20 protein-coding genes and 2 pseudogenes are annotated in these 18738 nt (G+C 69.2%); 14 read left to right on the top strand and 8 right to left on the bottom strand.

Annotated elements, in window-relative coordinates:
- The first annotated feature begins 1 nt into the window (after window position 1).
- The 3 genes from HKD39_RS12300 to HKD39_RS12290 all read left to right on the top strand — a co-directional run bounded on the left by HKD39_RS12300 (window position 2) and on the right by HKD39_RS12290 (window position 3568).
- The gene (locus HKD39_RS12300; RefSeq protein WP_171200159.1) at window positions 2-1252 is read left to right on the top strand and encodes a sigma-54-dependent transcriptional regulator family protein; all 1251 of its coding nucleotides are present in this window, start codon (window positions 2-4) and stop codon (window positions 1250-1252) included.
- A 153-nt stretch (window positions 1253-1405) separates the two neighbouring features.
- Window positions 1406-2929 (top strand): acetaldehyde dehydrogenase ExaC, encoded by a 1524-nt coding sequence (gene exaC, locus HKD39_RS12295; RefSeq protein ID WP_171200158.1) that lies wholly within the window; start codon window positions 1406-1408, stop codon window positions 2927-2929.
- A 132-nt stretch (window positions 2930-3061) separates the two neighbouring features.
- Window positions 3062-3568 carry a DUF779 domain-containing protein gene (locus HKD39_RS12290; RefSeq protein WP_343074698.1) on the top strand — a complete coding sequence of 169 codons (507 nt, stop codon included), beginning with the start codon at window positions 3062-3064 and terminating at the stop codon, window positions 3566-3568.
- Window positions 3569-3696: 128 nt separating this feature from the next.
- On the opposite strand, the gene HKD39_RS12285 is transcribed toward HKD39_RS12290, so the two are convergent.
- On the bottom strand, window positions 3697-4203 hold the full coding sequence (locus HKD39_RS12285) for an RrF2 family transcriptional regulator (RefSeq protein WP_171200156.1): 507 nt from the start codon (window positions 4201-4203) through the stop codon (window positions 3697-3699).
- 93 nt (window positions 4204-4296) lie between these two features.
- Here HKD39_RS12285 and HKD39_RS12280 point away from each other — a divergent pair, with 93 nt between their 5' ends.
- Complete coding sequence (locus tag HKD39_RS12280) at window positions 4297-5076, top strand: SDR family oxidoreductase (RefSeq protein WP_171200155.1); 780 nt, start codon at window positions 4297-4299, stop codon at window positions 5074-5076.
- Here HKD39_RS12280 and HKD39_RS12275 read toward each other — a convergent pair.
- Both HKD39_RS12275 and HKD39_RS12270 read right to left on the bottom strand, forming a co-directional pair.
- Window positions 5073-6365 (bottom strand): DUF1015 family protein, encoded by a 1293-nt coding sequence (locus tag HKD39_RS12275; RefSeq protein ID WP_171200154.1) that lies wholly within the window; start codon window positions 6363-6365, stop codon window positions 5073-5075. The two genes, HKD39_RS12280 and HKD39_RS12275, sit on opposite strands and share 4 nt — an antisense overlap.
- 11 nt (window positions 6366-6376) lie before the next feature.
- A complete protein-coding gene (locus HKD39_RS12270) occupies window positions 6377-6928 on the bottom strand; it encodes an SRPBCC family protein (RefSeq protein WP_171200153.1) in 552 nt (183 codons plus the stop codon).
- A 115-nt stretch (window positions 6929-7043) separates the two neighbouring features.
- On the opposite strand from HKD39_RS12270, the gene HKD39_RS12265 reads away from it, so the two are divergent.
- Complete coding sequence (locus HKD39_RS12265; RefSeq protein ID WP_171200152.1) at window positions 7044-7688, top strand: TetR family transcriptional regulator; 645 nt, start codon at window positions 7044-7046, stop codon at window positions 7686-7688.
- A 42-nt stretch (window positions 7689-7730) separates the two neighbouring features.
- Here HKD39_RS12265 and HKD39_RS12260 read toward each other — a convergent pair whose 3' ends face one another.
- Window positions 7731-8603, bottom strand: a complete 873-nt coding sequence (locus tag HKD39_RS12260; protein WP_171200151.1) for a helix-turn-helix domain-containing protein — start codon at window positions 8601-8603, stop codon at window positions 7731-7733.
- A 242-nt stretch (window positions 8604-8845) separates the two neighbouring features.
- Here HKD39_RS12260 and HKD39_RS12255 point away from each other — a divergent pair, with 242 nt between their 5' ends.
- Entirely contained in the window at window positions 8846-9559 is a 714-nt protein-coding gene (locus tag HKD39_RS12255; RefSeq protein WP_212754490.1) for an SDR family NAD(P)-dependent oxidoreductase, read from the top strand.
- Window positions 9560-9643: 84 nt separating this feature from the next.
- Here HKD39_RS12255 and HKD39_RS12250 read toward each other — a convergent pair whose 3' ends face one another.
- A complete protein-coding gene (locus HKD39_RS12250; RefSeq protein ID WP_425488449.1) occupies window positions 9644-9868 on the bottom strand; it encodes a type 1 periplasmic-binding domain-containing protein in 225 nt (74 codons plus the stop codon).
- Between the two features lie 50 nt (window positions 9869-9918).
- Here HKD39_RS12250 and HKD39_RS20580 point away from each other — a divergent pair.
- Window positions 9919-10515 (top strand): annotated as a pseudogene (locus HKD39_RS20580) (TIM-barrel domain-containing protein); the annotation flags it as partial.
- A gap of 8 nt (window positions 10516-10523) precedes the next feature.
- Here the strand turns inward: HKD39_RS20580 and HKD39_RS19670 are convergent.
- Window positions 10524-10721 (bottom strand): hypothetical protein, encoded by a 198-nt coding sequence (locus HKD39_RS19670; RefSeq protein ID WP_246232521.1) that lies wholly within the window; start codon window positions 10719-10721, stop codon window positions 10524-10526.
- Between HKD39_RS19670 and HKD39_RS20575 the strand changes: the two are divergent.
- The 5 genes and pseudogenes from HKD39_RS20575 to HKD39_RS12225 form a co-directional block, all read left to right on the top strand.
- Window positions 10669-10785 (top strand): annotated as a pseudogene (locus HKD39_RS20575) (DUF5110 domain-containing protein); the annotation flags it as partial. The gene HKD39_RS19670 and the pseudogene HKD39_RS20575 overlap by 53 nt on opposite strands.
- Before the next feature lie 178 nt (window positions 10786-10963).
- A complete protein-coding gene (locus HKD39_RS19665) occupies window positions 10964-11932 on the top strand; it encodes a hypothetical protein (RefSeq protein ID WP_171200003.1) in 969 nt (322 codons plus the stop codon).
- A 64-nt stretch (window positions 11933-11996) separates the two neighbouring features.
- Window positions 11997-13106, top strand: coding sequence for a lipoate-protein ligase LplAB (gene lplAB / locus HKD39_RS12235; protein WP_171200149.1), 1110 nt, complete (start codon window positions 11997-11999; stop codon window positions 13104-13106).
- Between the two features lie 52 nt (window positions 13107-13158).
- Window positions 13159-13998: an aldo/keto reductase gene (locus HKD39_RS12230; RefSeq protein WP_171200148.1), complete on the top strand. Its 840-nt coding sequence runs from the start codon at window positions 13159-13161 to the stop codon at window positions 13996-13998.
- A gap of 207 nt (window positions 13999-14205) precedes the next feature.
- Window positions 14206-15897 (top strand): DEAD/DEAH box helicase, encoded by a 1692-nt coding sequence (locus HKD39_RS12225; protein ID WP_343074697.1) that lies wholly within the window; start codon window positions 14206-14208, stop codon window positions 15895-15897.
- Window positions 15898-16147: 250 nt separating this feature from the next.
- Here the strand turns inward: HKD39_RS12225 and HKD39_RS12220 are convergent, their stop codons facing one another.
- Window positions 16148-16429: a helix-turn-helix domain-containing protein gene (locus tag HKD39_RS12220; RefSeq protein WP_171200146.1), complete on the bottom strand. Its 282-nt coding sequence runs from the start codon at window positions 16427-16429 to the stop codon at window positions 16148-16150.
- A 79-nt stretch (window positions 16430-16508) separates the two neighbouring features.
- Here HKD39_RS12220 and map point away from each other — a divergent pair, with 79 nt between their 5' ends.
- A complete protein-coding gene (gene map, locus HKD39_RS12215; protein ID WP_171200145.1) occupies window positions 16509-17288 on the top strand; it encodes a type I methionyl aminopeptidase in 780 nt (259 codons plus the stop codon).
- 9 nt (window positions 17289-17297) lie between these two features.
- Here the strand turns inward: map and HKD39_RS12210 are convergent, their stop codons facing one another.
- Window positions 17298-18191 (bottom strand): transporter substrate-binding domain-containing protein, encoded by an 894-nt coding sequence (locus HKD39_RS12210; RefSeq protein WP_171200144.1) that lies wholly within the window; start codon window positions 18189-18191, stop codon window positions 17298-17300.
- Window positions 18192-18266: 75 nt separating this feature from the next.
- On the opposite strand from HKD39_RS12210, the gene HKD39_RS12205 reads away from it, so the two are divergent.
- Window positions 18267-18635, top strand: coding sequence for a TFIIB-type zinc ribbon-containing protein (locus HKD39_RS12205; RefSeq protein WP_171200143.1), 369 nt, complete (start codon window positions 18267-18269; stop codon window positions 18633-18635).
- The last annotated feature ends 103 nt before the right edge of the window (window positions 18636-18738 follow it).

Here is an 18738-nt window from a genome sequence, read left to right as displayed (position 1 = left end):
CATGCCGATGGCATCTGCGGATCGAGCACCGCGATGGGCCGCCCTGCGGCCCGGCGACGATGCCGATCAGGTGGCGGCGGCGCTGGCGGCTGTCCGCGAACGGGCATTGACCAACGCCGCCGCCGACATCGGCCAACTGGTCGGGGTGCGATCCGTCGTCGCAGAGTCCTGGCAGCGCAGCCGCAGCAACGGCGTCGACCCGCAGCACGCGGCCCCCGCCGGCTGGGACGACGACCGCGACCTCGACAGCTACCGCCGCGACCATCCGATGGCCGCGGTGCGCACCCTGGTGCAGCAGCTGCTGCTGCCGGACGCCGCCGACGGCGGGCTGGTGGTGGCGATCAGCGACGAGCGCGGCCGGCTGCTGTGGGTGGACGGCCACGCAGCCACCCGAAACCGCGCCGCCACCATGAACTTTGCCGCCGGCGCCGACTGGAACGAGCGCGCTGTCGGCACCAACGCACCGGGCACCGCGATCGCACTGGACCATGGCGTCGCGGTGTTCGGGCTCGAGCATTACAACAACTCGGCGCTGGGCTGGAGCTGCTCGGCCGCGCCGGTGCACCACCCGGCCACCGGCGCGATTCTCGGCGTCATCGACATCACCGGCGGTCCCGCGGCCGCCGCCCCCGAGGTGTTCGCGCTGGTGCGGGCGACCGCGGTGGCGACGGAGTCCGAGCTGCGGCTGCTGCAGCTCACCGACCCGGGCCGGTTGACTGCGGCGGGCGCGTCCTCGCCCACCCGCACCCTGCACACCCTGGGCCGGCACCGCCCGGTGCTGAAGGTGGGCAACGACGAGCGGCTGCTCACCCGCAGACACGGCGAGATCCTGCTGGTGTTGTCCGAACATCCGCAGGGGCTGTCCGGTGAGCAACTCGCGGTGCAACTCGACGAGGCCGAGCTCGACCCGGTGACCGTGCGCGCCGAACTCTCCCGGCTGCGCCGGGCGGTACCCGAGCTGGGGCTGACGTCCCGGCCGTATCGGCTGGGCCGCCCACTGGACACCGACGCCGCCGAGCTGCGCCGGCTGCTCGCCGCCGGTGACACGGCGAGGGCGGCGCGGCGGTACGCCGGCCCGGTACTGCCAACGTCCGTCGCACCCGGTGTGGTGACACTCCGCGACACCCTGCACACCATGCTGCGCACCGCGGTGCTCACCGCGGGCGACCGTGCCGCCCTTGCCGCCTGGACCGAAACTGCCCATGGCGCAGCCGATCTGCCGGCCTGGCGTTCGCTGCTCGCCGGGCACTGAGCCGCTGCCCGGTGGCGTGTGGCTCTTTGGAGGTGACCGTGGGTTTGCCCCCGGCGGTGGCTTTGCCCCCGGTGGTTGCAACGGTTCTGCAACCCTCGCGCGCCTACCCTCGGCGGCACCGAACAGCACGGCTCGGCTCAAGGAGGAGACGACATGCCTACGTACGCGCGCCCGGGCACATCCGACGCGAAGATGGCCTACCAGCCCAGGTACGAGAACTGGATCGGTGGTGAATGGGTGAAGCCGGCGGGCGGCGAGTACTTCGAGAACGTCAGCCCGGTGACCGGACAGGTGTACACCGAGGTGGCCCGCTCCACCGAGGCGGACGTCGAGAAGGCGCTGGACGCCGCGCATGCAGCGGCTCCGGCCTGGGGCAAGACGCCGCCAGCCGAGCGCGCGCTGATCCTGAACAAGATCGCTGACCGGATGGAAGAGAACCTCGAGTCGCTCGCGGTCGCCGAGACCTGGGACAACGGCAAGCCGGTCCGCGAGACCCTGGCCGCCGATCTGCCGCTGGCGGTCGACCATTTCCGCTACTTCGCCTCGGCCATTCGCGCGCAGGAGGGCGGCATCTCAGAGCTGAACACCGATACCGTCGCCTACCACTTCCACGAGCCGCTCGGCGTTGTCGGGCAGATCATCCCGTGGAACTTCCCGATCCTGATGGCCACCTGGAAACTCGCCCCGGCGCTGGCCGCCGGCAACGCGGTGGTGCTCAAACCGGCCGAGCAGACCCCGGCATCCATCATGTATCTGATGTCACTGATCTCCGACCTGCTGCCGGACGGCGTGGTGAACATCGTCAACGGGTTCGGCGCCGAGGCCGGAAAACCGTTGGCGTCCAACCCGAGAGTCGCCAAGGTGGCCTTCACCGGCGAGACCACCACCGGCCGGCTGATCATGCAGTACGCCAGCCAGAACCTGATCCCGGTGACCCTGGAACTCGGCGGCAAGAGCCCCAACATCTTCTTCTCGGATGTGTTGGCCGCCAACGACGATTACCAGGACTCGGCGCTCGAGGGCTTCACCATGTTCGCGCTGAACCAAGGTGAGGTGTGCACCTGCCCGTCACGCTCGCTGATCCAGGAAGACATCTACGACGAGTTCCTCGAGCTGGCCGCGATCCGCACCAAGGCCGTGCGGCAGGGCGACCCGCTCGACACCGAGACCATGGTCGGCGCCCAGGCCTCCAACGACCAGCTCGAGAAGATCCTCTCGTACATCGAAATCGGAAAGAACGAGGGCGCCAAGGTACTGGTCGGCGGTGAGCAGGCCAACCTCGGCGGCGATCTGTCCGGCGGATACTACGTGCAGCCCACCATTTTCACCGGCGACAACAAGATGCGGATCTTCCAGGAGGAGATCTTCGGCCCGGTGGTGTCGGTTGCCCCGTTCTCCGACTACGACGACGCCATCCGCACCGCAAACGACACCCTGTACGGGCTGGGCGCCGGGGTGTGGACCCGCGACGGCAACCGCGCCTACCACGCCGGCCGCGACATCCAGGCCGGCCGGGTGTGGGTGAACACCTACCACCAGTACCCGGCCCATGCCGCATTCGGTGGGTACAAGCAGTCCGGGATCGGCCGCGAGAACCATCTGATGATGCTGGAGCACTACCAGCAGACCAAGAATCTATTGGTCTCGTACACCGGCAAGCCCCAGGGCTTCTTCTGAGGTGACTTCTGAGGTGACTTCTGAGATGACGCAGCGATGACGCGAGGGCTTTCAAAACCCGAGGGCGCGGCAGCATCGGCCGGCGCAGACTCCGGGGCGGGATCGGTTGGCGCGCACAGCGTTCCACCGCGCGTGGTGTCGACCGCCGGGGCAGTGGACCTGCTCCGGCGGCTCACCCCGCGGCACGGCGCGCTGATGCTCCACCAGTCCGGCGGCTGCTGCGACGGATCGGCGCCGATGTGTTACCCCGACAGCGATTTCATCATCGGCGACCGTGACGTGTTGCTCGGTGTACTGGACCTGAGGATGTCCCCCGGCGACATTTCGAGTGACGCCCCGCAGGGTGCCGATGCGGTGCCGGTGTGGATTTCCGGGCCACAGTTTGCCGCCTGGCAGCACACCCAGCTGGTGCTGGACGTGGTACCGGGCCGCGGCTCCGGGTTCAGCGTCGAGGCGCCGGAGGGGGTGCGGTTCCTGTCCCGTGGCAGGGCCTTCGACAGCGACGAGCTTGACGCCCTGCTGCAGCAGCCCGCGCTGACCGGCCGGGATTGGGAAAGTGGTGCACGGCCTGCACTTTCGCTGCAGCCGACGGTGGTTGCCACGGCGGTGGACGCCTGCCCGGTGCCGGTTCGTCGTTAACCGGCGTCGGTGTACCTGCGGCTGTCCACCCGCCCGGTCGCCCAGCGCCTGGCCGCGGTGCCCACCGACCCGGCCGCGCGGGAACGCCGACGCCGCAAAGTGGTCGCCGGGGCTACCGGGCGCGCTGGTCAGCCGTGCGATTGGCCGGTGCGCTCGGTGAGCCAGTCGGCGTTGCGCTGCTGGACCGCGGGCGGCACTGGTCCATTGTCGCGGTAGGTGTCCACCAGCGCAGCGATGGTGACCTCGGCAAGGCTGTCGCGCCACGCCTGCTCCGCCCGCCACATGGCCACCGCCACCCCACAACTCTTGCGGTAGCAGCGTTCCGGCGCAGGGAACGGTGCGTTCTGCCGAATCTCGGTGCAGCGGAACGCCGGCTGATCGCCCTCGACGGCGTTCACCACATCGAACAGGGTGATCTCCTGAGGGCGTCGGGCCAGCCGGTACCCGCCGGACCGTCCGGCAGTGGTGGCCACCAGGCCGGCTCTGGACAGTGCCTGCAGTGCTTTGGCCAGGTACGGGCGAGGCACGCCGTGGTACTCCGCCAGGGTTGTCGCCGACACGGTCGCGGTCGGCGGTAGCCATGCCATCAGCAGACAGCAGTGCACCGCCCACTCCACCCCTTGGCTGAGTCGCATCAATCGACGATATCCGATGTCCGTGTTTCACTCTCCCAACCCGACAACGCGGATAATCAATATCCGCGTAACACCGAAGACCGGGAGAGTGCGATGAAGGTGGCAGTGGCAGGCGGAACCGGCATGGTCGGCACCGCGGTGGTGGCCAACCTGAGGGCCACGGGCGTCGAGCCGGTGATACTGAGCCGCAGCGCGGGTGTCGACCTGGTCTCCGGCTCGGGATTGGACGAGCTGCTGGCGGGGGTGACGGCCGTCATCGACGTCACCAGCTCGCCCGATCGGGACGCCGGCCACTTGGTCGCCTTCTTTAGTTCGGTTGCTCAGCAGCTGCAACGTGCCGCCGCCGCTGCCGGTGTCGAGCGGATCGTGACGTTGTCGATCGTCGGGATCGACGGCAACGAGGAGCGGCCGCACTATGCCGGAAAGCTGGCGCAGGAGCGGGCCGCCAAGGCCGGCCAGGTTCCATGGATCATCCTGCGGGCGACGCAGTTTCACTCGTACGGTGGCCAGGTGCTGCAGTGGATGCGCCGGGGACGGCGGGTCTCGGTGCCGACCCAGCCAACCCAGCCGGTCGACATCGCCACCGTGGCGGCCCACCTGGTGCGGTTGGCGATCGGCGACGATGCCATCGGTCAGACCGTCGAGCTGGCCGGCCCGCAGCGCAGTACCGTCGCCGATCAGGTCAGGGTCGCGGCCGAGCTCGCCGGTGACGAGGTGGAGGTGGCTGAGCAATGGCTGCCCGGCGGCACCGAAGAACGCATGCGGGCGGGCGGGGCACTGCCGCCCCCGCCGGCGCGATCATCGACGGGCCGTCGTTCGACGAATGGACAGCGGCACAACGGGTCTGAGCCTGCCCGGCCGGTGCGCGACTAGTCGGCAGGGGACACCTCGGCGATCACCAACCCGGCCCGCGCCTTCGGCACGAACCAGGTCGACTTGCGCGGCATCTGTTCGCGCTCGAGGTTCACCGCGACGAACTGCTCGACGCTCACCGGGGCAATGGCGATCGCCAGATCGGCCGCACCCGAGTCCACCTGGTCGGCCAGGTAGCTGGTGGGGTAGGAGCCGCCGACATAGGTGATCCGCTTGTCGCCGGGGTCCAGCCGCAGCAGCTGCCCGAGAATTACCTCCTCAACCCGTGAATGGTCGAGATTGCCGACGGCGCCGGCGGTTTCGGCGTCGGCCGGGGTGGGCGGCGGCAGCCGCACGGCGGCAGCGCGGCCTGGTCCACCGGAGCGGCCGTACAGGACCACGGTTCCCGGCGCCGGGTCGGGCAGCCGCGGATCTTCTCCTGCCGCACCGGTGGCCTGTGCGTCGGTGACGGTCGCGCCCGCGGCCTGCAGTGCGCCGAGCAACTCGTCGTAGGGCATCGGCAAGGCGCGCACCAGCCGGTGATACGGCGCGATGGTGAGGGCATCGGCTGCGGTGATGACGGCGAGAAACCGGGGAATGCCGGACTGCTGGGCCGCCAGGCTGCGGTGGTTGCCGTCAGCCACCACCAGCGCGCCGCCGCCGGCCAGCGCCAGCAGCCTGGCGGCGACCGGATCGGCCGCCGGAACCGGCCAAATCTCGTGCACCGTACCGTCTTCGGCGTTGTCGGAGACGGCCGGTGCGCCGGCCCGCTCGACAAACCGGGCCAGTTCGGCGCCCAGTTCGGCGCCGGTTTGGGTCTGGATCAACAACACCGGCGACAACGCCCGCCCGAGAGTTCGCAGTAGTTGGACGCGTTCGGCCACCTTGGCCGCGAACACGTCCTCGTTGCGGATCACCAACCCCGGCTCGTCCGCGGACGTGGAGATCTGGTCGGTGTCAACCATCGCCCACAGCCCGAGCCCAGCCCGGCCGGTGGTCGGGTCGGTCACTCGATACACCAGCACCGCGTCCGACACCGGGCGCAGCGCTCCGGATCGCTCCAGCGCCTGCAATCGGGTGCGAGCCAACGGGAGTGCCGCGTCGAACGTTTCCGGCGAATCCGGTGCCCGGTGCGGCATCTCGACCGCGAGCGCCGACTCCGGCCGCCGGCGAATCGCCTCGGTGATCTCGGCGTCGTCGGCGAACTCGTCGTAGTTTTTCGCGCCGGTGCGCTCGCTGCCCAACCACGCGCTGGCAATCGGATGGACGGCGGTGGGTGCGTCGGAGCCGGACTCGACCTGTGCTGACATGAGCACAGACGCTACCGCCGACCCACCCGCCCGGCCGCCTTCGCCGGCGATTCGACTCGCTCCATCAACCACAGCCGGGCCCGCACCCCGCGGGAGAGTGTCCGCCTGCGCAGCGGCCGCTGCCGCATCGCGGCGTCGGCGCCGTCGAGGAGGTCCTCCAGCAGTGCATCGTGCAGCGGGACGACGATCGCGCGGATCAGCAGGGACGGCCGTTCGATGACGAGCTCATGGCGCCAGCACACCTGCTCCGGTTCGCCAGGGCCGCCCGGGACCGGCTCGACGCTGAGCGTGTGTCCACCTCGAATGGAATCGTCCATGGCGAAGCGCACGCTGCGCCCGGGTTGGTGCTCGACGACCCGGTACCTGATCGGGCCGTGGCCGCCGTCGCTACCGGGTTCCAGCCCGTTGTCGAGCACCAGCGGCGGCCAGCGATCGCTGGGCCACAACGGGTTTTCCGGTGCGGCGACCAACTCGAGCAGCTCGCCGGCCCGGCTCAGCGGTCCGGGCGTGTGGCGCTGATGGACGTTGCTGATTCCGGTGGCTGTGCGGGTGGTCCAGCTCATCGCTCGCTCCATTCGGTGGCGTATGGTTGAGCGTACTATACGCCACCGTATGGATAGTGGAGTGCGCTGTGGCCGACGTCGCCGTCCGGGCACTGGGGTCGCTACGGTTGACGGTGTGCCGCCCAGCCACCGCAGCCGATTGACCCGCGCCGACTGGATTGCCGGCGCCGCGAACATGATCGCCGAGCGCGGCGTTGCCGCGCTGGCGGTGGAGCCGCTCGCCGTCCGGCTCGGTACTACCAAGGGCAGCTTCTATTGGCACTTCACAGACCGGGCCGCGTTGCTGGACGCGGTGCTTGCCGACTGGGTTGAGCGCGCCACCGCCGACGTCATCGTTGAGATCGAGTCGGGAGCCGGGTCGGATCCGGTAGCCGGGCCCGATTCCGGGACCGTTGCAGGAGGCGACAGTGACGCGGACAACGACCGGTTGGCCGCGCTGCTGGCGGTGGCGCTGGCGGACCGCGCCGTGGTCCCGGCCCTGGAGTGGGCGCTGCTGTCGGCCGTGGACGATGCCCAGGTGGCGCCCGCGGTGGCGCGGGTGCATCGGATGCGCATCGACTATCTGCGAGAGTTGTTCAGCCGCCGCGGTCTGCCGCAGCGCCGCGCCGAAGCCAGGGCCCGCATCTGTTACGCGGCCTATCTCGGCACGCTGCAACTCCGCATTGGATCCGGGGCCGACTCAGGAGCCGAGGCAGGCTCGAAAGTATTGGCGGGTAAGGAGTATCGCGCCGAATTGCTCAGAATGCTGGCCGCGGACTGAGCGCGGACGTCTGCTGGTGAGCGGCTCGCGCAGCTGGCACATTCACCATTCCCAGCGCAGGCCGTAAGTGGCCGGTGGCAGGTCTTGGCCGGCCATCGTCAAGCCGCCCCAGGAGTCCAGCTCCACCGGCGTCAATTCGTCGGTGGCGGTAGGGCCCGGCCGGACGAGGGTCCAGGCCTTTTCCGGTCGCGGCCCGTCGAACTGCACGTGGATCACCAGGCTGTCCACCCCTCGGCGAAAGCCGGAGGTGACGACCCGTTGCGGCTGCAGGGTGCGGCCCCGGCTGGACTGTAGTGGCCCCGGCCGATGGGTGTCGGCGCGGAACGACATGAATCGCTGCTCGCCGGTTGCCAACGGTTGCCCCAGATCGATCTCGACCACAAGAACGTCTTGTACCAGTCGCTGATCAAGACCGCACGACTCGACCTCGCTGAACGCCATGTCGGCCGGATCGAACGACGGGTCGGACGGAAACAGCATGAACAGCCGCTGCACTCCGTCGTTGTTGGCGACCACCAGCTGTTCTTCGGTCTGCCACAAAATGGTGCGGTCGCTACCGATCTTGATCCGTCGGGTGCGATGCAGCACCCGGTAGTCGGCGTTGTTGGCGACGCCGGAGGCGCGCAGCGCGTCGATGATGACGGCCAGCCGCAGGTCGAGATCGGCAAAACTCTTGCTGCTGTTGGCGGCATTCCAGCTGTCGAGCAGCGCCGCCCGTTCCTCCAGCGACATGCGGAGCGCGTCGCCCAGCGCGGCGATGGTGGCCGGGAACGGTCTGGTGCTGTGGCTGCCGTTCTCCAGGTTGCGTACCGTGCGCACGCTGACACCGGCGACGGCAGCCAGCTGTTGCTGTGACAAGCCGGCGGCCCTTCGTCGCTGCCGCAACAGGTCTCCACCCGGCCGGATTTCCGACATAGCTGCCAACGTAACCGGTAGTTGCTGTCGGCGCGCACATTTCGCGCCAGGGTTCGCGCGGCTGGTCGGGCTCCGGCGGCGCCGGCGCAACGCCCGGTCCGATACCCGCCAGCGCCGGACCGCCGGCCTCGGCAACACTGAAACCGTTGCCGCGCAGCGGAAAGCTCGGCGCAAGCATCACCGCCACCATCACCAGGAGTGCTGAGATGTCGCAAGAATCAGAACCAACCAGGGTCTCCGTGGTGACCGGAGCAAGCCGGGGCATCGGCGCGGCGGTTGCCGACCGGCTGGCCGACCTTGGATTCGCGGTTGTCGGGACGGCGCAAACGCCGGCCGCCGCCGACGCTGTCGCCGCGCGGCTACGTGCCAGGGGCGCCGAGGCCACCGGAATCGCGGTCGACGTTGCCGACCCAGAAGCGGTGGCACAGTTGGCCGATGCGGTCGCCGACCGCTACCCGGCCGTCGACGTGTTGATCAACAACGCCGGTGCGGTACCCGAGGCCACCGCGCCGCGGGCGCCGCTGGCCGACCCGGGCGCGGTGCGGCAGACCCTGGCGGTGAACCTTGCCGGTCCGATGTACGTGACCGACGCGCTGCTGCCATTGCTGCGGAACAGCCCGGCGGCCCGGATCGTCAACGTTTCCACCCGGATGGGCTCGCTCGCCGAGCAGGACGATCCGGCCGCGCCGTTCTATGCCATGACGGTTCCGGCCTACCAGGCCGCGAAGGCCGGACTGAACAGCCTGACCATCAGCCTGGCAAAGCTGTTGTCCGACACCGGCATTGTGGTGACGTCGGTCTGCCCCGGCTTTGTCAGGACGGACCTCACGCCGGCCAACAAGGACGCCCCGCTGGCGCCGGAACAGGCCGCCGAGGTGGTCGTCCGCGCAGCCACCGCGCCGGCCGGCGCCGCCTCCGGAACCTTTGTGGACGCCAGCGGTCCCATCCGCTGGTAGGCCCGTGGCCCGGCCGGTGCACACCGGCGCCGGCGCCGGTGCATAACAGCGCCGGCGCCGGTCAATCGGCCATCCGTCAGCGGCTCAGCACTGCGACTTGTAGGCAGCGGTGGTGGCGTCGACGTTCTCCGGGGTGATGATCGAGAACCCGGTCTGGATGTCCGGCGTCACCGTTCCGCCGTCAAGCGCGAGCACCGCCTGCTGCACGGCGTCCACCCCGATGGTCTCCGGCTGCTGGGCGACCAGCGCCTGCACCGTGCCGGCCTTCAACGCCGCGATCTGGTCAGGTCCCGCGTCGAAACCGACCACCTTCGCCGTGCCCTTCTTGCCGGCCTGCTCGATGCCGGTGGCGGCACCCTGTGCTGGACGCCATCAAATTTGTCTACCAACCGAACTCGTGGGCCGGAGCGCAACGGTGTGCGGTGCTGTGGTCCGGCGATCAGGCCGGCTCGTGGGACTACATCCGCTGGCAGATTCCCACCTACGCCGCCTCGACCATGTCGGGGATCGCCTACAACACCGGTGATGTCGACGGCATCTTCGGCGGTTCGGCCCAGACCTACGTTCGTGACCTGCAGTGGAAGGCGTTCCTGCCCACCACCATGACGATGGATGGTTGGGCCGAGTCCGACAAACAGCCGTGGCGGTACGGGGAGCCGTACACCGCCATCAACAAGAAGTATCTGCTGCTGAAAGAACGGCTGCTGCCCTACAGCTACAGCTACAGCCGGCAGGCCGCGACGACAGGCGTCGGGCAGGTACGCCCGCTGTACCTGGAGTACCCGGACGATCCGGTCGCGGCGAGCGACAAGGCCAAGTACGAGTTCTTGTCCGGCAAGGACTTTCTGGTGGCTCCGGTGTACTCCGACACCGAGGTGCGCAACGGCATCTACCTGCCCAAGGGCACCTGGGTCGACTACTGGACGGGCCGCACCTACACCGGTCCGACCACCATCGACGGTTATCACGCGCCGCTGGACAAGCTGCCGCTGTTCGTCCGCGGCGGCGCGGTGGTGCCGATGTGGCCGGAGGGCACAACGTCGTGGCAGACCCGCGACACCTCTCGGCTGACGCTGGACGTGTATCCCAAGGGCAAGGGCGAGTTCTCGCTGTACGAGGACGACGGCGTCACCCGCGCCTTTGCCGCCGGAAAGTCCGCCACTCAGCAATTCACCGTGCAGGCGCCCGAGGCGGGCCGGGGCACAGTGACCGTGAACATCGGTGCGGCGCAAGGGAAGTACGACGGACAGCCCAGCCGGCGCAGCTACGACCTGACGGTGCACAGTCCGGCAGCGCCCAGCACCGTCACCCGTCGGCGGCCAGCCGCTGCGCAAGGCCGCAACCGAAGCCGCCTTCAAGCGGGCCGTCACCGGCTGGTTCTACAACACCGCGACCGGCGTCGCCATGGTGAAGACCCCGGCGGTGCCGACCGGCAGCAACGCAACGGTGGTGCTCGACGGCGCGTCCGCGGTGGTCGCCGACCCCGACTATTCGCAGGCGAGGGTCAGCATGGACGTGCCCAAGCTGGCCGCCGCCGGCACCACGGTTCGGGTGCCCGTCACCTTCACCAACAGCACCGGCGCCGAGGTGACTGCCGCGACCGCCACCGTCACCACCGCCACCGCCGGCGTCACCGCCGAGCCGGTGACCTTCCCGACCCCCATCGCCCCCGGAGCGTCGGCCACGGTGCAGGTACCGGTGAAACTCGCGGCCGGGCTGAAACCGCAGCGGATAACGCTGACCGCACAGGCCGACTACACCGCGGGCGGCTCGCGGTACCGCACCGATGTCAGCGCGGAGTTCACCGTTCCCTACGCCGATCTGGCGCAGGCCTACAGCAACAACGGTGTGACAGATGCGGGCAGCTACTCCGGCGGCAACCTGGACGGCAGCGGCAACAGCCTGGCCGCCGAGCAGTTGGCGGCCGCCGGCGTGCAGCCGGGTGAGCCGGTCGCCGCCGACGGGCTGCAGTACACCTGGCCGGCGGTACCGCCTGCCGCCGCCGACAACGTCCCGGCAGCAGGGCAGACCATTTCCGTCAGCGGTAGCGGGAACACCCTGGGGCTGCTGGGCACCGGCATCGGCGGCAACGGCGCAGGCGGTCAGGTGACGCTGCACTACAGCGACGGCACCACCAGCACCGGCGAGGCCGGCTACCCGAACTGGTGCTGCACCAACACCAATCCTTACGACGCGACGTTGGCCGCGACCAGCAAGGGCCGCTACACCCAACAGGGCCTGGCCAACACCACCACCGACTACAAGCTGTTCTCCTCGACCGTCCATGTGGCGGCCGGCAAGGAACTGGTGGCGGTGACGTTGCCGGGCAACAGCGGCATGCACGTGTTCGCCATCGCCGTGGGCAACACCTGAGTCGGCGGCCGGGCAGATCCCGGTGCCGGGGAACGAAAATCGCCGCGGCGGGGTTGCACCACACATGAGCGAGCTGAGTGTTGGCGGCGTTGATCCCGGCGTCAAACCGGAGGTGGCCGACGGCGACTACCACGGCGAGTACAAGGTGCCGGCAGGCAAACTGGTCGCCGTCGACGTCGCCGCCCGGGGTGGCCGGCTGGCCAGGGTGAGCTTGTCCGGCGACTTCTTTCTGGAGCCGGACGAGGCGCTCGAGGACATCGACGCCGCGCTGACCGGCATGCCGACCTCGGCCGGCGCCGACCAGCTGGCGCAGGCCATCACCGGCGCACTGCGTCCCGGCGTGCAGATGATCGGCTTCAACCCGGAGGCGGTCGGCATCGCGGTGCGCCGCGCCCTTGGGCACGCCACCGGGTGGGATGACCACACCTTCGACGTGGTGCCGGCGACGGTGCTGGCGCCGGTGCTGCACGTGGCGCTGGACGAGGTGATCGCCAAGGAGGTGGCCGCGGGTACCCGCCCGCCCACCCTGCGCTTCTGGGACTGGGACTCGCCGTTGGTGGTGATCGGCTCGTTCCAGAGTTACCGCAACGAGATTGACCCGGACGGTGCCGCCAAGCACGACATCGACGTGGTGCGCCGGATCTCCGGCGGCGGCGCCATGTTCATGGAGCCGGGCAACTGCATCACCTACTCGCTGGCGGTACCGACATCGCTGGTGGAAGGACTCAGCTTCGAGCGCTCGTACGCCTTTCTCGACGAGTGGGTGATCGCCGCGCTGGCCGACGTGGGGGTGAACGCAAAATACTTGCCGCTCAACGACATTGCCTCGGACAAGGGCAAAATCGCCGGGGCGGCGCAGAAGCGCTATCCCGGAGTGGTGCTGCACCACGTCACCATGGCGTACGACATCGACGCCGACAAGATGCTGGAAGTGCTGCGCATCGGCCGGGAGAAGATGAGCGACAAGGGCACCACGTCGGCCAACAAGCGGGTGGACCCGATGCGGTCGCAGACCGGCATGGCCCGCGCCGCCATCCTCGACTCGTTCGCCGACTCGTTCCGGCGCCGGTACGCCACTCGCGACGCCGGCTACACCCGGGACGAGCTGGCCGCCGCCGAACGGTTGGTGGCCGATAAGTTCGGCCGCAGCGAATGGACGCACCGGGTGCCGTGATCGGGCCTGCTGTTGCCGTGCTGTTTCGTGGCACAGCCGTTAGCGTGAGCCCATGACGGAGATCCCCACCCGCACGCTGAACGACGGCAATGTGCTGCCCGCGATCGGGTTCGGCACCTACCCGCTGGACGGTTCCGAGGGGGTCGAGGCCGTCACCAGTGCACTGCGGGCCGGGTACCGGCTGCTCGACACCGCGGTGAACTACGGCAACGAGCAGGCGGTGGGAGAAGCGGTGCGGCGCAGCGGGATTCCCCGCGACCAGATTCAGCTCACCAGCAAGATTCCCGGCCGCGACCACGGCTACGACGAGGCGATCGCGTCGGTACGCGGCTCGCTGCAGCGGCTCGGCACCGACTATCTGGACCTGCAACTGATCCACTGGCCCAACCCGCGGATCGGCAAGTACGTCGAGGCCTGGAAGGCGCTGGTACAGCTGCAGCGGGACGGTCTGGTGCGTTCCATCGGCGTCTCCAACTTCACCGAACGGCACCTGCGCACGGTGATGCACGAATCCGGGGTGGTGCCGGCCGTCAACCAGATCGAACTGCACCCATACTTCCCGCAGATCGGCATGCTGGAGGTGCACCACACCCTCGGCATCCAGACCGAATCGTGGAGTCCGCTGGGTAAACGTCAGGCGCCGTTCACCGAGCCTGCCGTCGTGGCGCCGGCGCAACGTCTCGGCGTCGACCCGGCACAGGTGATCCTGCGCTGGCAGTACCAGATCGGCTCCATCCCGATCCCCAAGTCGGCCGACCCGCAACGGCAGGCCAGCAACATCGACATCTTCTCGTTCCAGCTCACCGACGGCGAGGTCGCCGCCATCTCCGCGCTCGGCCGTCCGGACGGCAGGCTCTTCGGCGGCGACCCTGACACTCACGAAGAGATGTAGTCGTTCGGGTAGACTTGGTGCATCGGGCTCGCCCAGTTTCGCCTCGGGCCCGCATTCTTTCGGTGTTGTCAGCTCTTGCGCCGCGAGTACGGCTTCTCGTTCTGCTACCGATCGACTGCCTTGATCCCCGGATCGATGCGCAGCGCCGATCTGCTGAGACTCGCGCCGGGCGAAACACCCCAACGACGTGATTGGACGTACCCACCCGTGTCCTCAGACACTGATTTCGCTGGTTTCGACCTGCCCGCAGCACTGGTAGATGTGTTGCGCCGCAACGGAATCACCCAACCAACCCCGATTCAGGCTGCCACTCTTCCGGATTCGCTTGCCGGCCGCGACGTGCTCGGCCGCGGCCGCACCGGATCCGGCAAGACGTATGCCTTCCTGCTGCCGGTGCTCACCCGGCTGGCGGCTCAGCCGCATCGCAGGGCGCCGAAACAGGCGCGTGCGCTGATCTTGGCGCCCACCCGCGAGCTGGTCAGCCAGATCGTCGCGGCCATGCAGCCGCTGGCGGCCGCGCTCGGGCTCACCCACCAGACGATCTTCGGTGGCGTCGGCGCCGGCCCGCAGATCGACGGTATGCGGCGCGGTGTCGACGTTCTCGTCGCCTGCCCCGGCCGGCTGGAGGACCTGATGCGGCAGGGTTACGTCGACCTGTCGGCGGTGCAGATCACCGTCCTGGACGAAGCCGACCACATGGCCGACCTCGGGTTCCTGCCCGGCGTGCGGCGGATCATGGACAACACCCCGAAAACCGGTCAGCGGCTGCTGTTCTCGGCAACCCTCGATGCCGGGGTCGACGTGCTGGTGAAGCGCTTCTTGAGCAACCCGGTCACCCATCATGCCGACCCGGCCACCTCTCCGGTGGGCACCATGCGGCACCACGTACTGCAGGTGCGTACCGACGAGCATCTGCCGGTCTTGGTCGACCTGACCTCGGCTCCCGGTCGCACCGTGGTGTTCGCCAGGACCAAGCACCGCGCCAAGAAGTTTGCCCGCCAGCTGAACGCCGCCGGTGTTCCCGCGGTGGAACTGCACGGCAACCTGTCGCAGGGCGCTCGCACCCGGAACCTCGACGACTTCCACTCCGGCGCGGCAAAGACGTTGGTGGCCACCGACATCGCCGCCCGCGGTATCCACGTCGACGACGTTGCCCTGGTGATCCACGCCGATCCGCCGGTGGAGCACAAGGCCTACCTGCACCGGTCCGGCCGCACCGCCCGGGCCGGCGCCGACGGCACCGTCGTCACCTTGATGACCGATGAACAGGTCAAGGACGTCCGCGACCTGACCCGTAAGGCCGGCATCACCGCCACCACCACCGCCGTCAACCCGCGGCACCCGCTGCTCGCCGAGCTGGCACCGGGCGAGCGCGCCCGGGTCAGCTCCGCCCCCGCGGCACGGACGTCCACGGCGGCGGCCGCAGCAGCGTCGAGTTCGGCGTCCGCTTCCACGGACAACACCGGCGGTGCGCGCAGTGCCGGTGGGCGAGGACGGGGCGCTGGCGGTCGCGGCCGCAGCGCACGGGGACAGCACCAGGCCGACGGGCGTCCGGCCACTGCCGCCGATTCGGACCGGCCGCGCCGCCGCCGCCGGTCCCGGGGCCCGGCCGCCGCGTCCGGTCAACAGGGCAACTCGCGCACCCGCGGCGCCCAGCCGGCCGACGTTCGCGCCGGCAGCGGTCAGCGTCCGGCCGAACGCGGAGCGACGAACGCTCGCCGGCGCCGCGGCGCCGAGTCGGCCGCACCGGCACAGGGTCGTGGCGGTGCCCGCTCGACCGGTGCTCACTCGGGCGGCGCTCGCCCTTCCGGTGCTCGCGCGGCCAGTAATCGCTCGTCGGGCGGCCGCAGTGCCCGCACGGTCTACTCCTCGCAGTCGGGCGCCGGTCGCGGCCGCTGACCCGCGACGGCGGGGTCAGGCGTGGTGAGCCCGTGCGGCAGCCAAGCCGGGTGCCCGATCTGACCACCAGCACAGCTGAATTGGTACGTCACAACCGTTGCAGTCTGCTGGAACGGTTGTGGCGTACCGGAACGGTTGTGCTCGTGGCAGGCCCGGCCCGATCGCGCCGGTTGGGGAGATGCCGGCCGTTGTCGCGCTGACGCCGGTGCGGGCGGAGCACCGCTCTCGGCGGACGTTCGGCCGTTCCGGGTCAACCTGCCGGTCGTTGCTCGACCGCCAGCTCGTCGCACGGTGCGGTGAGCGTCCGCGCCAGCTCGTCCAGCGACAACTCGAGTTCGCGGCACAGGCCGGCGACCACGGTGAACGACGGCGTCACGATGCGCCCGGTCTCGATCTTGCGCAGCGTCTCGGCGGACAGGCCGGCGGCGACGGCGACGTCCGGCAGCGAACGATCGCCGCGGGCCTCCCGCAGCAGCGCGCCGAGGCGGCGGCCGTAGTCCCGTTGCTCCTGGCTGAGGGGAAGACGCACCATGCTCGGTATAGTAATACCGAACAGCTGGGTATAGTAATACCGCGAGCTCGGCGGGCACGTCGGCAGGAAAGAGGAACAGATGGAACTCCGCACGCCAGGAGAGATCGACGCCATGGCCGAAGCCGGCCAGGTGGTGGCGAAGGTGCTGGCCGCCACCCGGCAGGCAGCCGTCGAGCAGCTCGACTCCGGGGTCACCGGTAAAGATCTGGATGCCGTTGCGGCGCAGGTGCTTTCCGACAACGGCGCGGAATCGTGCTACGTCGGGTACCACCCGGCATGGGCGCCGTCGCCGTACCCCGCTGTGCTGTGCGTCAGCGTGAACGACGTGGTGGTGCACGCCATCCCGGACGGCACCCAGCTGCAACCCGGCGATGTGGTGAGCGTCGACTTCGCCTGCAGCAAGGACGGATGGTGTGCCGACGCCGCCCTCACCTTTGTGCTCGGTCCCACCCCCGACCCCGCGGTGCTGAAGATGATCGACACCGCCGAACGTTCACTGGCCGCCGGCATCGCCGAGATGCGCCGCGGCAACCAACTCGGCGACGTGTCGCATGCGATCGGTGAGACCGCGCGGGCCGACGGCTACGGTCTGCTGGCTGATCACGGCGGCCACGGCATCGGCCGGGAGATGCACGGTTCGCCGTTCGTCGAGAACGAGGGCAGGGCACATCGCGGGCCGAAGCTGAAGTCTGGCCTGGTGCTGTGCCTCGAGCCGATGCTGCAGCTCGGTGGCCGCGACGATTACCGGCACACCGCAGACGGCTGGGGCGTGGCCACCGCCGACGGGTCGGTGGCCTGCCACGTTGAGCACACCGTCGCCATTACCGACGACGGACCTCGGGTGCTCACCCAGCTCTGAGCCTGAAGCTCAGCCGTACCAAGGCTTTTCGGCGGCCGCGTAAGTGCCGTTGTGCAGCGCGATGGTGAGCCAGTGGTCGACGTACTGCTGGAACACCACGTCCCCGAGGGGGAGCAGGTATGCCTTCTGGCTGAAGTCGAAGGGCTTGTCCGGGTGCACGGCGCACAGCTTCGGGGTGGTGTGCGCCACCCACTTGGTCTCCGACGCGTCGGTGACCATCACATCGGCCTTGCCGGCAACGATCTGGTCGAAGATGGAGTTGTTGTCGTCGAACCGGATGATCTGCGCCTTCGGGAAGTTCTTGTCGGCGAAGGCCTCGTTGGTGCCACCCACCGGAGTGATCACCCGCACCCCCGGCCGGTTGATCTGAGCCACCGTCGAGTACTTGGACTCGTTGCCGCACAAGGTGATCGGCGTCTTTCCCTCGGTCAGCGTCGGCACCGAGTAGAACGCCTGCTTGGCCCGCTGGGTGGTGATGGAGATGCCGCCGGCGGCGATGTCGCAGCTGGAGGTGAAGGTGCTCAGCAGATCCGACCAGCTGGTCTGGACGAAAACCGGTGTGGCGCCCAAACTCTCCGCAAGATCCTGCGCCATGGTGATGTCGATGCCGGTGAACTTCTTGGTCTTCGGGTCGAGGTAGCTGAACGGCCGATAATCGCCGGTGGTGCACACCCGCAGCTTCTTCGCCGCCTGAACGGCAGCCAACCGCGACCCGCTGGCCCCGCCCGACGACGGCGCCCCGCCAGCGGTTGCCGCGTCGGCGCCGGAAGGCGGCGGCGTCGACGATGTGGTGGCGCTGCTCGCCGCCGGTGACTGCGAGGTGCACGCCGCCGCCAACAACAGCAGCGGCGCGAACGCGACCGCAGCAAGACCTGGCCGGCGCGAGGGGGATGCTGACGTCATCGGCTGACGGTAGACCAGCCGGTTGCGCGGACGCGAGACCTCCCGGGAACGCTGTTGTGCTGGAACACTGGTGGCATGAGCCAGCTGCTGTGCCCGAAATGTCACAACGTGATGACGCAGTACGAGCGGAACAACGTCGTGGTCGACCAGTGCCCGGAATGCGGCGGCCTGTTTCTGGACCGTGGTGAGCTGGAGCGCCTGATCAGGGCCGAGGCGTCCTACTACGCCCAACCCGGCGAGCCGGTTCCGGCCGCGCCGGCGTCGCGACCGGCGCCGCGGGAGTCGCACGGTGATGCCCGGGATTCCCGCGACTACTACGAAGACTCCGGAGACGAGCACTACTACGACAGCCGGGTGCGCCGTCCGATGAGCAAGGACGAGTACAAGAAGTACAAGCGCAAGAAGAAGGCCAAGAGCTTCCTGGAAGACCTGCTCGACTTCTGACGACGACGCTGGTGCGTACCCGTGCGGCTCGCGCACCCGGCGGCGCGCCGCACGCCCGCAGCCGGACCGCAGGCGTGCGGGTCGGCCGACAACTGCGCGAACC

This window comes from Nakamurella aerolata (assembly GCF_013002705.1).
GTDB classification, from domain to species: domain Bacteria; phylum Actinomycetota; class Actinomycetes; order Mycobacteriales; family Nakamurellaceae; genus Nakamurella; species Nakamurella aerolata.
The sequence above is the reverse complement of the archived record's forward strand: the minus strand, read 5'-3'. Positions and strand labels throughout refer to the sequence as shown.

Coding starts and splice junctions, on each gene's coding strand:
- HKD39_RS12300 (WP_171200159.1), top strand. CDS start 2: ATGCCGATGGCATCTGCGGATCGAGCACCGCGATGGGCCGCCCTGCGG.
- lplAB (WP_171200149.1), top strand. CDS start 11,997: ATGAGCGAGCTGAGTGTTGGCGGCGTTGATCCCGGCGTCAAACCGGAG.
- HKD39_RS12205 (WP_171200143.1), top strand. CDS start 18,267: ATGAGCCAGCTGCTGTGCCCGAAATGTCACAACGTGATGACGCAGTAC.
- HKD39_RS12270 (WP_171200153.1), bottom strand. CDS start 6,928: ATGAGCTGGACCACCCGCACAGCCACCGGAATCAGCAACGTCCATCAG.
- map (WP_171200145.1), top strand. CDS start 16,509: ATGGAACTCCGCACGCCAGGAGAGATCGACGCCATGGCCGAAGCCGGC.
- exaC (WP_171200158.1), top strand. CDS start 1,406: ATGCCTACGTACGCGCGCCCGGGCACATCCGACGCGAAGATGGCCTAC.
- HKD39_RS12260 (WP_171200151.1), bottom strand. CDS start 8,603: ATGTCGGAAATCCGGCCGGGTGGAGACCTGTTGCGGCAGCGACGAAGG.
- HKD39_RS12285 (WP_171200156.1), bottom strand. CDS start 4,203: ATGCGACTCAGCCAAGGGGTGGAGTGGGCGGTGCACTGCTGTCTGCTG.
- HKD39_RS12230 (WP_171200148.1), top strand. CDS start 13,159: ATGACGGAGATCCCCACCCGCACGCTGAACGACGGCAATGTGCTGCCC.
- HKD39_RS12210 (WP_171200144.1), bottom strand. CDS start 18,191: ATGACGTCAGCATCCCCCTCGCGCCGGCCAGGTCTTGCTGCGGTCGCG.
- HKD39_RS12220 (WP_171200146.1), bottom strand. CDS start 16,429: ATGGTGCGTCTTCCCCTCAGCCAGGAGCAACGGGACTACGGCCGCCGC.
- HKD39_RS19665 (WP_171200003.1), top strand. CDS start 10,964: ATGGTGAAGACCCCGGCGGTGCCGACCGGCAGCAACGCAACGGTGGTG.
- HKD39_RS12280 (WP_171200155.1), top strand. CDS start 4,297: ATGAAGGTGGCAGTGGCAGGCGGAACCGGCATGGTCGGCACCGCGGTG.
- HKD39_RS12275 (WP_171200154.1), bottom strand. CDS start 6,365: ATGTCAGCACAGGTCGAGTCCGGCTCCGACGCACCCACCGCCGTCCAT.